Annotated in this window: 9 protein-coding genes; 4 read left to right on the forward strand and 5 right to left on the reverse strand. The window is 70.3% G+C overall.

Annotation, left to right across the window (positions count from 1 at the left end):
• Position 1: 1 nt before the first annotated feature.
• The 4 genes from VT85_RS02840 to VT85_RS02855 form a co-directional block, all read right to left on the reverse strand.
• The gene (locus tag VT85_RS02840) at positions 2–2,386 is read right to left on the reverse strand and encodes an O-antigen ligase family protein (protein ID WP_068410231.1); all 2,385 of its coding nucleotides are present in this window, start codon (positions 2,384–2,386) and stop codon (positions 2–4) included.
• A complete protein-coding gene (locus VT85_RS02845; RefSeq protein ID WP_082858313.1) occupies positions 2,292–3,494 on the reverse strand; it encodes a glycosyltransferase family 4 protein in 1,203 nt (400 codons plus the stop codon). The genes VT85_RS02840 and VT85_RS02845 overlap by 95 nt, the downstream gene beginning before the upstream one ends.
• Before the next feature lie 70 nt (positions 3,495–3,564).
• Positions 3,565–3,852 carry a hypothetical protein gene (locus VT85_RS02850; protein ID WP_156512640.1) on the reverse strand — a complete coding sequence of 96 codons (288 nt, stop codon included), beginning with the start codon at positions 3,850–3,852 and terminating at the stop codon, positions 3,565–3,567.
• The gene (locus VT85_RS02855; RefSeq protein ID WP_068410237.1) at positions 3,849–5,621 is read right to left on the reverse strand and encodes a proline--tRNA ligase; all 1,773 of its coding nucleotides are present in this window, start codon (positions 5,619–5,621) and stop codon (positions 3,849–3,851) included. Before VT85_RS02855 ends, VT85_RS02850 begins: the two co-directional genes overlap by 4 nt.
• A 448-nt stretch (positions 5,622–6,069) precedes the next feature.
• On the opposite strand from VT85_RS02855, the gene VT85_RS02860 reads away from it, so the two are divergent.
• Together VT85_RS02860 and VT85_RS02865 are read left to right on the forward strand one after the other, a co-directional pair.
• A complete protein-coding gene (locus VT85_RS02860; RefSeq protein WP_156512641.1) occupies positions 6,070–7,200 on the forward strand; it encodes a hypothetical protein in 1,131 nt (376 codons plus the stop codon).
• Between the two features lie 158 nt (positions 7,201–7,358).
• Positions 7,359–8,357, forward strand: coding sequence for a 3'-5' exoribonuclease YhaM family protein (locus tag VT85_RS02865; protein WP_068410244.1), 999 nt, complete (start codon positions 7,359–7,361; stop codon positions 8,355–8,357).
• Positions 8,358–8,650: 293 nt separating this feature from the next.
• Here VT85_RS02865 and VT85_RS02870 read toward each other — a convergent pair whose 3' ends face one another.
• The gene (locus VT85_RS02870; RefSeq protein ID WP_068410247.1) at positions 8,651–10,108 is read right to left on the reverse strand and encodes a hypothetical protein; all 1,458 of its coding nucleotides are present in this window, start codon (positions 10,106–10,108) and stop codon (positions 8,651–8,653) included.
• Between the two features lie 239 nt (positions 10,109–10,347).
• Here VT85_RS02870 and rnr point away from each other — a divergent pair, with 239 nt between their 5' ends.
• Entirely contained in the window at positions 10,348–12,750 is a 2,403-nt protein-coding gene (gene rnr / locus VT85_RS02875; RefSeq protein ID WP_068410250.1) for a ribonuclease R, read from the forward strand.
• Positions 12,751–13,321: 571 nt separating this feature from the next.
• A complete protein-coding gene (groES, locus tag VT85_RS02880) occupies positions 13,322–13,612 on the forward strand; it encodes a co-chaperone GroES (RefSeq protein WP_068410253.1) in 291 nt (96 codons plus the stop codon).
• Positions 13,613–13,665: the final 53 nt, after the last annotated feature.

Consider the following 13,665-nt stretch of genomic DNA (forward strand, 5'->3'; position numbering starts at 1 on the left):
TTCAAGGTGCCGGTGCGACGGCCCCTCCGGACTGCTCAGTCCAGCGGGGGAGGTTGTCCTGGAGTCGGGTGCGGACGGAGTCGGCGAGCTTCTTGTCGGGATGCGGGGTGAGGGCGTCCAGGCGGAGTGCCTCGCGGGCCTCGTCGACGGCGTCCGGGAACAGGGAAAGCTCGGCGCTCGCCTCGGCCAGCCGGGCGTGGAGGGAGGCGTTGGTGGGATAGAGCCGAGACGCCGTGCGCGTCGCCTCGACGACGCTGGCCCGCATCGAGACGGCGTCGCGCGGCGAGAGCCCGGAGCCGACCCGCCTGAGCAGGTCGCGCGTGACCTCCGCTCGCTCGCTGTGCAGGCTCCAGACGTCCGGGTTCCGGGGAGGAGAGGCGGCCTTGAGGAGCAGCGTGGGGATGGTCTTCCAGCGCAGGTCTTCGGGCTTCGCGCCGCGGGACTCCCAGGCGAGATACTGGAGGTAGGCGTGGCCCAGCCAGGGGCGGACGTTGTAACGGTCGAGCTGCTCGGCCAGCGTGTAGGCGGCCTCGGCCCGGTCCAAATCCGGCGGCCGCCGCTCCAGCGCGGCCTCGGCCCGCGCCACCGCCGCTTCCGACTTCCAGAAGGGGAGGGTCGCGCCGAAGAACGACCCCACCAGCGCCGCCCAGGCGACCGCCGCCGCCGCGCCGGGGATCCGGCTTTCCACCGTCCGAAGCCGACCGCTTCCGGCCCCTTCGCGCAGGTTCAGGCCCAGGGCCAGGCTCCCCCAGAGCCCCATCGCGATGGCCGGGAAGCCGATCCCGCCAGCTGCCAGCAGGTGGGTGGCCACCGCCGCCGCCGCCGCGCCCAGCCCGGCGGCAGGCACCGCGGCGCGGCGCCAGAGGGGAAGGAGCAGGAAGGCGGACAGCCCCCAGAAGATGGTCAAAATCAGCCAGCGGGTCAGCAGGTCTTCCATGAACAGGTTCATCTGCCCCAGGACCAGGACCATCGCCAGCCCCATCGCCGACGCGGCGAGGAGCCAGGTCGGCCGGTCGCGAGGGGCCTCCTCGTCGGGGTCGCCGCCCCCCGCCAGCAGCAGCCAGAGCCCGGAGCCGACCGCCGCGACGAGTGCGAGGAAGGCCCAGAAGCCGGCCGTCGACCAGACTTCGAGGAACAGGTTGTGGGGGTCCTGGATCTCCTCGCTGGCCTGGGGGAGCTTGTAAAGGACGTAGTGCGCCCCGAAGGCCCCGGGGCCGACGCCCCGCCAGAAGTTGCCCGCCGCGAGCGCCTGGCCGGGGGAGCCGGCGCCTTCGGTGATCATGGCCCAGGTCGCCCGCCAGTATTCCCATCGATAACGCATCGACAGGTTCGATTGCGTCAACACCTGGGGATCGAGCCGGCCGGTCGCCGCCCCCGCGACGATCAGGGCCCCGACGACCCCCGCGCCGGCCAGGGCGGCGCCCAGCAGGATCCGGCGGGGGACGAGCCGACGCGCCTGCCAGGCGAGGATCGCCGAGGCGACGAGGAGCCCCAGCCAGGCGCTCCGGCTCTTGGTCAGGACCAGGCAGCCGAGCAGGAGCAGGGCCGGGAGCGCCGCCGCCAGGATCGCAGGCCATCGCGAGGCCCCCGCTGCGGGTCGTCGGCCCAGGTTCCGAAGCCCCATCGCCAGGACCAGGACGAGCGGGCCGACGAGGAACCCGGCGAGCGAGTTCGCCAGGCCGAAGGTCCCGAAGACCTCGTTGGATTGGAGCAGTCGATTTTCCAGGGCCTGGCCCCGGGGGTCGTCGGCCTGGCCCGGGGCCGCCGTCGCGCCCATCTGGCGGGCCATCGCCTGGGGGTTGCGACGGAACGCCTCCTGGAGCTGGGGGATCTCGACGGCGCCCTGATAGATCCCGTAAGCCGCGACCGCCGAGGCCGTCACGGCCATCCCCAGTGCCAGCACTCCCGATTCCCCCCGGGTGCGGGGGAGCCATCGCAGCAGCAGGTAGGCGACGCCCAGCGCCGCCCACTCCCACGCGAGGTTGACCCCGATCCGCCAGTCGACGGACCGCCGGGAGCTCAGCGCCGTCAGGAACATGAGCGCGAAGACGGCCGCGTCGGTCCAGGCGAACCGGAAGGCGAACCGTCCCGTCAGGAACGACGGCGCGAGGGCCAGGGCGGCGACGAGGAAGACGGCCAGGTCCCAGCCCAGCCCGGCGGCGGCGCCCTCGCGCGGGGAGGGCTCGCTCGGCCAGTAGGCCCGTGCGGCGATCAGGGCCGCGAGCAGCCCGAGGGCCAGCCGGCGGAGACGCTCGGCCCATCGGGCCGCCTCGGACTCGTGGTCCGCGTCGTCAGGTTGGATCCGAGGGGTCGTCGTCGACCCTTCCCGACGGTCGCCCCGTCCCTCTCGCGAGGGAATCGGCGGTTTCGAGCCGCGCCTGGCCAAGAGTCCGCTCCGTTCTCGTACCCGTCCCCGATAGCTCCAGGATCGCGACGATCCCCAGCAGGCAGCCGGTCTGCGCCAGCACGACCGCCGCCCCCCAGGCGTCGAGGCGGTGGAGCAGGAGCGCCCCGAGACCGCACGCCAGGGTCACCAGGTCAATCGTGCAGACCGCCTGCGGCGGCGTCAAGCCGCGGCCGACCAGCCGGTGCGAGAAATGCCGACGATCGGGCTGGAACGGGCTGCGGCCCTCGCTCAGCCGGATCAGGATCACCGAGGTCATGTCGTAAAGCGGCACCGCCATCACCAGCAGCGGCGTCAGGACGCCGAACGGCGAGGCCCGCCCCCCCTGGAAGAAGTTCCCCGCCACGGTCAGCGACCCCAGCAGGAAACCCAGGAAGTTGCTCCCGGCGTCTCCCATGTACAGCCGCGCGGGGGCGTGGTTGTGGACCAGGAACCCCGCCAGCGCGCCGACCAGGATCAGCAGGACGGCGGGCGCGAACAGGCCCCCCACCGCCGCCTGCGCCACGCCGAACAGCAGGGCCGCGATCAGGCCGACGCTCGCGGAGAGGCCGTCCATGTTGTCCAGCATGTTGAAGGCGTTGGTCATCGCCACGATCCAGAGGGCCGTGACCGCGCCGCCCATCAGGGGGTGGGTGAACGGTCCGAACAGCGTGACCCGCACGCCCGCCGCGGCCACCGCCGCCGCGCAGGCGAACTGGATCGCCAATCGCGGCTTCCAACCCAGGCTCACGCGATCGTCGAGGAAGCCCACGACCATCAGGACCGTCGCCAGGCCGAGGATCAGCCCCAACTCGGCCGCCCGCTCGCGAAGGCCGCCGACGTGCCGCGCCACGCCCTCCGGCAACCGATCGCCGGCGAATAGCACGGCCGCCCCGCAGACGCCCAGCACCAGCATGACCGACAGCCAGATCGCCACGCCCCCCCCCAGCGGCACGGGGGCCTGGTGCCCCTTGTGGCCGCCGGGACGGTCCAGCAATCCCCATCGCGGAGCCATCCGCCGAGCCACCCCGCCGAACACCGCGCAGAGGACGAACGCCGCCCCCGCCAGGATCGGACCGAACGTCAGGAGCAGCCGGAAGTCGTCGGTCATGGGCCACCGTGGCGAAGTGGATCGGCGAGTTGCTTTCCTCCCTTCCCCCGCGAGGGGGAAAGGGTGTTCGTCAGGGTTTGGGTTTCGGATCACCCGACGTGTTGACCAGCCAGAGGCGGATCGTGATGCAGGCGACGAGGCAGACGGTGAAGAGGGCGAGGACGCCGAGGACCCCGACCCACTCGACGGTGCGGTCGGGGGGCCATCCCGAGCGTTCGCCCCCGTAGAGGATGAGGGCGATGAAGAACGGCCCGCCGAACGACACCAGGGTCATCGCGCCCAGCAGGACGTACGCGGCCCTGGAGATCGGCGCGGGCGTCACGACTGGGCGGTTCGACGTCGGGGTGGGCTCGCTCATGACGAGGCCGCCGCCTGACGCTTGGAGCGGTTGACCAGGCAGGCGGAGTGGAGCTTCTCCTCGGCGGCCTTGAGCTCGGCGAGGATCGAGTCGGCGGCGGTTTCCAGCGGGATGGACTGCGCCTCGGACTGGTCGCGCCACTTGATCTCGATGTTGCCTTCCTTCAGGCCGCGTTCGCCGATGACGACCCGGAGCGGCACGCCGATCAGGTCGACGTCCTTGAACTTGAAGCCCGGGCGCTGGTCGCGGTCGTCCAGGATCACGTCGTAGCCGGCGGCCGTGAGCCGCTTCTCGAGCTGCTCGGCGGCGTCCATGACCGGCCCCGGCTTGACCTGGAGCGGCACGACGGCGACCTGATAAGGGGCCAGGTTCAAGGGCCAGATGATGCCGTTGGCGTCGTGCGCGGCCTCGACGGCGGCGGCCACGATCCGGTTCACGCCGATGCCGTAGCATCCCATGATGACCGGGATCTCGGCCTGTTTCTCGTCGAGGTAGGTCGCCCCCATCGCGGTGGAGTACTTCGTGCCCAGCTTGAAGACGTGGCCGATCTCCAGCCCCGCCTTGACGACCATCGCCGCGCCGCATCGGGGGCAGGGGTCGCCCTCGTCGGCGTTGCGGAGGTCGGCCGTGCGGTCGAGCTTGAAGTCGCGACCGGGGACGACGCCCGTCAGGTGGACGTCGACCTCGTTGCCGCCGACGACGATCGTCTCCATCGCCGTGACCGCCTCGTCGACGATCATCGGGATCTTGATCGCGATCGGCCCGAGGAACCCGACGGGCGCGCCGGTGGACCTGGCGATCGAGTCGGCGTCGGCCGGGGCGAGCGTCGCGGCGCCGAAGGCTCGCCGGACCTTGGCCTCGTTGGCCTCGTGATCGCCGCGCAGGAGCGCCGCGACCGGCTTGCCGTCGGCCAGGTAGACCAGGAGCTTGCCCGAGGTCTTCTCCTCGACCCTGAGGAACGCGCAGACTTCGCGGATGGTCTTCTGGCCCGGGGTCCGGACGGACTCATAGGGGGGCGCGTCGGCGGCCTTCGAAGCCGGGGCGGGCGTCGCGCCGATCTCGGCCTTCTCCTGGTTGGCGGCGTAATTGCAGGCCGGGCACTGGATGACCTGGTCCTCGCCGGTGGAGCAGGGGACCATGAACTCGTGCGAGGCGTCGCCGCCGATCGGCCCGGACTCGGCCTCGACGACGACGTACGGCAGGCCGCAGCGGTCGAAGATCCGGCAGTAGGCCTCGAACATGGCGTCGTAGCTCGTGTTGAGCTGGTCGACGTCGGCGTCGAAGCTGTAGGCGTCCTTCATGAGGAACTCGCGGGTCCGGAGGATCCCGAACCGCGGCCGGGGCTCGTCGCGGAACTTGGTCTGGATCTGATAGAGCGTGATCGGCAGCTGCTTGTAAGAGCTGATGAGGTCGCGCACCAGGTCGGTGATCACTTCCTCATGCGTGGGGCCCAGGGCCATGTGGTGCCCGCCGCTGATGTTCAGCTTCATCAGCAGGTCGCCGAAGGTTTCGAACCGGCCCGACTCCTTCCACAGCTCGATCGGCTGGAGGGCGGGCATCAGCAGCTCCTGCGCCCCGGCGGCGTCCATCTCCTCGCGGATGATGGCCTCGGCCTTCTTCAGGACGCGGAGCCCGAGCGGCAGGTAGGTGTAGGCGCCGGCCCCGAGCTGCCGGATCATGCCGGCGCGCAGGAGCAAGACGTGGCTGGGCGCGACGGCGTCGGCCGGGGTTTCCTTGAGCGTCGGGATCAGGGCGCTGGACCACCGCACGGGGGCGTTCCTCCGGGACTCTGGCTGGCTTGGGGACGAAATCGTCCCGAGAGTCTACCAGATGGAGGCGCGCCGGGAGAGATCGGTTCGGTCGCGGTTCGTCGGGGACCGGGGCCGGCCCCGCCCTCGCGGACGGAGCCCGCGGACGAACAGGACCATCCGGCGCGACTCGGCCTTCCGGGTCGCACGGCGCGACGCGTGCGACGCGAACCCGGCGCGTGCGGGACCGGGAAATCGCGGCGAGAGCCGGGGGGCGTCGGGACGATGCTTTAGACCATCGAGAGGCTCGCTCGGCCCGCGGCCGTGATCGGCGCGGGGCGTCCGCGATCCGGTCCGACCGTAATTTCCACGCCCCGCGACGGTTCAACCGAGAATGAAAGGCCGCGGCGCGGCGAGGGGTCCCGAGCCATCGGGAGCCCGGGCCGCCCCGGCCGCAGGGAGGTGTTCGGTGCTCTCAAGGGATTCATTCCGCTCGCGGCAGGCTCGTCGAGCGCGCCGCCGGATCGGGCTGGCCGCGCCGGAGCGGCTGGAAGACCGGCAGTTGATGGCCTACAGCGGCCTCGGGTTCTCGCTGGCCGACCTGTCGGTCACGGGCCAGTCGGCGACGACCGCCTCCTGGGGGGGGCCGCTGACCCTCCAGGTCACGCTCCAGAACGTCGGCGCCAGCACGATCATCGAGCCCACCTCGCTGGTCCCCGCGTCCCAGGTGCAGGTCGGCCCCGACGGCTTGAACGTGCCGTCGTACTACACGCCGAGCCAGTCCGACGCCCCGGACACGACGGTCGGGGTCTTCCTCGTCCCCCGGGGCCGGGGCCTCGCGAGCGGCGTACAGGTCGGCGTGATCGAGGCGCCGTCGCTGTCGCAGAACAACATCGAGCAGTTCGAAGCGACGGTGACGCTCCCGGATCGCCCCGCCGGATTCCCGGCCTCGGGCGGCTACACGATCCGCCTGGTCGCCAACTTCGACCGCTCGGTGCTGGAGTCGAACTACCGCAACAACGTCAGCCCGCCGCTGGACGTCCGGATCACCCCGACGCCGGCGACCCCGGCGATCCGCGCGATCACGTTCGACGCGCCCGGCGGGCTGGTCCCCGGCCAGGTGATCGCCCCGTACATCCAGATCGCCAACCTGGGCGCGGCGGCGTTGACCTCGGATCTCGAAGTCGCGGTGGTGGCGTCCACCACGCCGGACTTCAACCTGGGGAGCACGGTCGTCTCGCTCTACACGATCGGCGGCGGCGTCCCGGGCCTGAATTCGCTCCCGCTCCCCAACGCCGCCCGCCACGGTCGGGGCTTCCGCGCCCTCCAGCGCAACAACATCATCACGCCCAGGTCGAACGTCATCGCCATCCAGGGGACGAACGTGGCCCTGCCGACGAGCCCGGCCAGCTACTTCGTCGGCATCGTGATCGACCCGTTCAACAAGCTCAACCTGCCGAACCAGCCGGCGAACCGCCTGGATCTGCCGCAGCGGGTCTCCACCGTCTCCGGCGACGTCGCGCCGGGCGGGGTCGTGGGCGGGGCGAGCCCGTTCGCTTTCGAGAACCCGGTCAACGGCCTGCCGATCGGGATCGTCTGATCCGACCGGCTCGCAGAGAGGGCGGCGGGGCGGAGCAGGGGGGCGACCCTCCCTTGACCCCGCTCCGCCGCCGTTCCTAGAATCGAGCCCGTGTCGCGGCGCCCCGCCCGGCGTTCCCCCCGTCCCGCCTTCCCCTCCGTGCCGAGCCGATCCATCTCATGAGCCGTCGCTACGTCAATCAACTTTCGCACGGGGATTCGGTCGACGAGGCGTTCCTGGTCGCCGACAAACAGCTTCGCGCCAACCGCCAGGGGAACCTCTATCTCCAGCTCGAACTCCGGGACAAGACCGGGAGCGTCGGCGCGCGACTCTGGAACGCCACCGAGGAGCTCGCCCGCACCTTCGAGCCGGGCGACTTCCTGCTGGTCCGCGGCAAGACCCAGATCTTCCAGGGCTCGCTCCAGATCATCCTCACCCACATCGACGTCCTGGGCGCCGATCGGGTCGAGCCCGAGGACTTCCTCCCCCAGAGCTCGCAGAACGTCGCCAAGCTGTACGCCCGCCTCCGCGAGCTGCTGCTGGCGATGCACGAGCCCCACCTCCGCGCCCTGGTCGAGTGCTTCCTGATCGACGAGGAGTTCGTGGCGAAGTTCACCGCCGCCCCCGCCGGCATCAAGAACCACCACGCCTACCAGGGGGGGCTGCTGGAGCACGTCGTCACGATGCTCAACGTGGCCGACCGGATCCTGGAGTTCTACCCCGAGGTCGATCGCGATCTCCTCCTGACCGGCGTCTTCCTCCACGACATCGGCAAGACCGCCGAACTCTCGTACGACCGGGCCTTCGCCTACACCGACGAGGGCCAACTCGTCGGCCACCTCGTCATGGGCGTCGAGCTGCTCCGCGACAAGGTCGAGCGCACCGAGGACCTGACCGGCGAGCCCTTCCCCAACGAGCTGCTCCTGCGACTGAAGCACATGATCGTCAGCCACCACGGCGCCCTGGAATACGGCAGCCCCAAACTGCCGATGACCCTGGAAGCCGTGGCCCTGCACTACCTGGACAACCTCGACGCCAAGATCCACACTTTCGGCCGCGAGATCCGCGACGACCCCGTCCGCGAGTCCACCTGGACCCCCTTCCAGCAGAGCCTCGGCCGCCGCCTCTTCAAGGGAACCCCCGCCCGCGCCGCCGGCGATTCGGCCGACGACGCCTGACCCGCCCCCGCGGTGGAAGAAAGCCGCGGGTGAACGCCTCCATCCGATCCCTTCCCCCCTCGCGGGGGAAGGTGGTCCGCAGGGCCGGATGAGGGGGAAGACGAGCGAGACGGCCGTCGTCATCAAGTCCGGCCGGATCGCGAATCCCGACGGCCTTCGTGCTGGTCTTCCCCGCGAGGGGGGAAGACCGTCGTTCGTGAGGAGGCCGCAGACTTCACGGCCCACGCCGGCCTGGGGATGCGCCGGCATCCCTTTCTCCCTCGCGAGGGAGAAAGGGATTCAAGGCCGGTTCGTCACTCGGTCCAGAGGGAGTTGATGAGCTCGACCGTGCGGTCGGTGAGCACCTGGCCGCCTTCGGGGCCGACCGCGTTGCTCTCGGCGATGGCGCTGTAGCCGCCGCCGTGGACGGCGGGCTCAGTGGGGAGGTAGGTGCCCGGCCCGGCGAGCTGGATCAGGAAGGTCTGGAGGGCTCGGCTGCGGGCCTTCATCTGGATGCCGTACTGGGTGAAGAGTTCGAACGGGTTGGTCGCCAGGGCGACGTCCCCCAGGCGAAGGATGTGGATCTCGACCCGGTAGGGCTCGGTCGTCCCGGCCTGCTGCTTCTTGTAGCGGTCGACGACCTCCTGATGCCACAGCATGATCCGCCGGTCGGCCGGGTTCTTGGAGAGCCGCTCGACGTTCGCGGCGGCCGAGGCGGCGTCGGACTCGGAGACGATCCGGGGAGGGAGGTCCAGCGAATCCACCTTGTGGACCAGCGGAGCGCCGGAGATCTGCTCCTGCCGGGCCCCTTCATACGCCACTTCCCACGCGGCGACGAGCCTCGCGGCGAGTTCCTGAAGCCGGGTGCGGTTGCGGAAGTTGCGCATCCGCTCCTCGGCGCGCTTGCGGTACATCAGGTGGGGCGACTGGTCGCCCGACGCGCCGGTCCAGCCCAGGATGTGGAGATCGGCGCCGTGGCGGTCGCGCAGGGCCTCGCGGACCTCGTGCCAGAAGTCGGCGTTGATGGAGGATTCCCCCTCGACCTCCTGGGACGGGCAGGCGAGGTTCACGGCCGTGGCCCGGAGCTTGCCGTCCGCGTCCCAGACGAAGAGGACCTCGACCCCGTGGTCCTCGGGTCCCTCGATGCCCCGGAAGTCGGGCCGGTCGGTGGCCCCGTACATCTGGGCGTGGCCGTCGGCGTAGATCGCCCGACGGTTCTGGGCGATCACGGCGTGCCCCAGGCCCCAGCCGACCTTGCTCGGCGTCCGCGCCTCCCACGCCTGGACGGCGGCGTCGGCCACGCGGTCGACAAGGAACGCCGCGTATTCGCCGGGCTGCATCACGCCGTCCTTGGGGATCTCATAGAACCCTTCCTCCATCACCGGGGCGGTGTGGGTGTGGGTCGCGCTGAGGATGAGCTTGCGCGGGTCGAAGCCGGGGATCCGCTCCTGGACCCGCCGCCGCGACTGCTCGATGATCGTGGCCGGGATCGTCACCACGTCGCACGAGACGAGGATGGCCTGGTCGAGAGCCTTCTCGCCGTCGCGCGACTCCAACGCCAGGGCGGTCGCCGTGACGGGGCTGCCCACGCTTTTCGAGATCCTCGTGTGCATCTGGCCGGAGAGGGCGACGGGCCGATCGGGGGTGATGCTCACCGTGGCCCCCCCCGCGTACAGCTCGCTCGCCGCGACGGTCGGCGACGCGTACGACGCCATCAGCCCGACGACCATCAGTCCCGCGCGGATCGGCCGCCCCGATTTCGTGATCTTCATGTGCTGGCTCCTGCATTCGAAGAGGACGCGCCCGGACCGATCGGCCCGAGGGCCGCCAAGGCCGCCCGGACCGGTTGTAAACGCACGGTGGGGCCCACGCAACCCGTCGGCGAACCCCTGGCGAGTCCTTTCGTCGCTTGGTTCCCGGCCGAGGAGCGGCGGCGCGGGAGGCTCGGCGGTGGTATCATAGAGGGGAGTCTTCCCGATCGTCTCCGAACGCGCCTGAGGTCGTCCGCACCATGTCCAGCTTCACCGAACGCGTGCTCAAGCTCGTGGCCGAGCCGTCGTACAAGCCCCGGACGCTCAAGGCGCTCTCGCGGCACTTCAAGATCGAGCCCGACGACTACCCGGCGTTCCGGGCCGAGGTCAAGGGGCTGATCCGGGAGGGGAAGCTGGAGCTCGGCCGCGACAAGTCGCTCAGCAAGGCCGAGACCTCGGGGGCGATCATCGGCCTGTTCCGCCGCTCGCCGAAGGGGTTCGGCTTCGTCCGCCCGCACGGCCTGAAGGCCAGGGAAGACCAGATCTACATCCCCGCCGAGGCCGCCGGCGACGCCTCCAGCGGCGACGAGGTCGCCGTCCGGCTCGTCAAGAAGTCGCGTCGCGAGGGGATGAACGTCGAAGGGCGGGTCATCCAGATCGTCGCCCGCGCCAGCGCCGCCTTCGTCGGGACCTACCGCGAGGAGGGGGGTGCCGGCTACGTCAAGGTCGACGGCACGAACTTCCACGACCTCGTCTACGTCGGCGACCCCGGCGCGAAGGGCGCCCGGCCCGGCGACAAGGTCGCCATCGAGATCGTCCGCTACCCCACCCCTTACACCGAGGGCGAAGGGGTCGTCACGGAGATCCTCGGCGAGCGCGGCGCGCCCGGCGTCGACACCCTCACCGTCATCCGAGCGTTCAACATCCCCGACGTCTTCCCCGACTCCGTCCTCGAAGAGGCCCGCGAGCTGGCCAAGGAGTTCAACGAGGACGACGTCTCCGGCCGCGAGGACGCGCGCGGGCTCTTGACCGTCACCATCGACCCCGCCACCGCCCGCGACTTCGACGACGCCATCTCGCTCTCCCGCGACGAGAACGGCTACTGGTCGCTGGCCGTCCACATCGCCGACGTCTCCCACTTCGTCCGTCCCGGCTCCGAGATCGACGACGTCGCGCGCAAGCGGGGGACCAGCGTCTATCTGCCGGACCGCGTCATCCCGATGCTGCCGGAGATCCTCTCGAACAGCCTCGCCAGCCTCCAGGCGCACCACACCCGATACACCCTGAGCGCCTTTCTGGAGTTCACGCCCGAGGGCGTCCTCACCTCCAAGCGGTTCGCCCGCACGGCGATCAAGGTCGACCACCGCTTCGCCTACGAGCAGGCGTACGCCGTGATGCAGAACCCCGCCGGGGAGCACGAAGGGGTCGCGCCCGAGGTCGTCAAGATGGTCGTCGAGATGCTCGAACTGGCGATGATCCTCCGTCGCCGCCGGTTCGCCCGAGGGGCCCTGGAGCTGAACCTCCCAGAAGTGGAGATCGAACTCGACGCGCAGGGGAAGGTCTCGGGCGCCCACCTGGCGGTCAACGACGAGAGCCACCAGGTCATCGAGGACTTCATGCTGGCGGCCAACGAGACCGCGGCTTCCCACCTGACCGAGAATCACGTCGGATTTCTGCGCCGGGTCCACCCCGACCCCGAGCCGAACAAGCTCGCCGAGTTCGCCGACTTCGCCCGCAGCCTGGGCTTCGCGATCGACCTTCCGCAGAGCCGCTTCGAACTCCAGCGCGTGCTCGACGAGGCGAAGGGGAAGCCCGAGGAGTACGCCGTCCATTACGGCCTCCTCCGCAGCCTGAAGCAGGCCACCTACACGCCCGAGCATGAGACCCACTACGCGCTGGCCAGCGAGGACTACTGCCACTTCACGTCGCCGATCCGGCGCTATCCCGACCTCCAGGTCCATCGCCAGATCACGGCCCTGCTCGCGGGGAAGAAGCCCCGGAGCAACCTCGACGAGCTGGCCGTGCTCGCCGAGCACTGCACCCGCACCGAGCGCCGGGCCGAGACCGCCGAGCGCGAGCTGATCCGGGTCAAGCTGCTGACCCACCTGGAGGGACGGATCGGCGAGGCCTTCCACGCGATCGTCGTCGGCGTCGAGGACTTCGGCCTCTTCTGCCGCCTCGTCGAATTCCCGATCGAGGGCCTGCTGCACGTCACCAGCCTGGCCGACGACTTCTACTATCTGGAAGCCGGCACCCACACCCTCATCGGCCGTCGCGGCGGCGCCCGCCATCGCCTCGGCGATCGGATCGAGGTCCGGGTGGCTCGCGTGGACGTCGACCGCCGCGAGCTGGACCTCGTCCTCGCCGACACGCCCGTCTCCCGGACCCGTTCCGGCAAGGGCCAGGCCCGACGATCCGACTCCGTCCCCGCGCCGAGATCCAGGCCGTCCGCCCCGCGGCCCTCGCGGGCCCAGGAACCCGCCCCCGCCGTCCCCCCCGAATACGCCGACGTCTTCGAGTCGGACCCCGACACCGACTCCGCCCCCGACGAGGCGTCGCCCGTCGACTCCGGCAAGAAGCGGCCCAAGCTCAAGCCCGGCAAGGGTGCCAAAGGCAAGGCCGCCAAGGGCAAGTCCGCCAAGAAGCCGAAGAAGAAGCGCTGAGCCCCGCCCATATCCAACGTCCTTCGCCCCTCGCGGGGGAAGGTGGCCCGCAGGGCCGGATGAGGGGGAAGACGAGCACGAGAATCCGTCGGCGTTACGGTCGGCTGGATCGCGAATCCCGACGCCTCGTGTGCTGGTCCTCCCCCTCATCTGACCCCTTCGGGGTCTGTCTTCCCCCGCGAGGGGGGAAGACTGTCGGCGATCCGATTCTGGGCCGTGAAGCCCTTCCCCCGCGAGTCGGGAAGGCGTGAGGGCGACGGCCCGGCTTGATCGTCGGAGCGAGTCGGCCGTGGCCGACGGCGGGCCGTGCGGTCTGCCAAAATGACATGGAATCGCCGGAGGATACGCCGTCCGGCAGGGAAGGGCTGCACTGGAGGGTGGCGGCGGCAAGTTTCAAGTCTATCCAGGTAAATCACTTGCGTCCCAACTTGGGAGTCGGCACACGTCTTGCTTATGGGCAGGGGCAAGTCATGGTGTCGCGCGGGCCGCATCTCAGGGTAGGCCGGGCGAAGGGCCCGTCGCGAGGTCGAGACGGGATTGAAGCAAGACGTCGAAGAGGAGCTCAGGACCGATGAATCTGAAGCCGTTGGGAGATCGCGTGGTCGTCGAGCGGGAAGAGGCCAAGGGGACCACCGCCGGCGGGATCGTGCTGCCGGAGACCGCCAAGGACAAGCCCCAGAAGGGGAAGGTCGTTTCGGTGGGCGAAGGCCGCGTGACGAAGGACGGCAAGCGTCGCGAGCTTCAGGTCAAGCCCGGCGACGTCGTGATCTTCACCTCGTACGCGGGCGAGGAATTCAAGCTCGACGGCGACAAGAAGGTCCTGCTCATGCGCGAGGACGACATCCTCGCGGTCGTCGGCTGATTCTAGCGGACCGGACGGCCCCGGCCGGACCAACATCACGAGATCGATTCCTT

Source organism: Planctomyces sp. SH-PL62, from assembly GCF_001610895.1.
In the GTDB taxonomy this organism is placed as follows: Bacteria; Planctomycetota; Planctomycetia; order Isosphaerales; family Isosphaeraceae; genus Paludisphaera.

Bases quoted from the DNA above. Each gene is read 5' to 3' on its own strand.
- VT85_RS02845 (WP_082858313.1), bottom strand. From the start codon at position 3,494: ATGACCGACGACTTCCGGCTGCTCCTGACGTTCGGTCCGATCCTGGCG.
- VT85_RS02850 (WP_156512640.1), bottom strand. From the start codon at position 3,852: ATGAGCGAGCCCACCCCGACGTCGAACCGCCCAGTCGTGACGCCCGCG.
- VT85_RS02865 (WP_068410244.1), top strand. From the start codon at position 7,359: ATGAGCCGTCGCTACGTCAATCAACTTTCGCACGGGGATTCGGTCGAC.
- VT85_RS02870 (WP_068410247.1), bottom strand. From the start codon at position 10,108: ATGAAGATCACGAAATCGGGGCGGCCGATCCGCGCGGGACTGATGGTC.
- rnr (WP_068410250.1), top strand. From the start codon at position 10,348: ATGTCCAGCTTCACCGAACGCGTGCTCAAGCTCGTGGCCGAGCCGTCG.
- groES (WP_068410253.1), top strand. From the start codon at position 13,322: ATGAATCTGAAGCCGTTGGGAGATCGCGTGGTCGTCGAGCGGGAAGAG.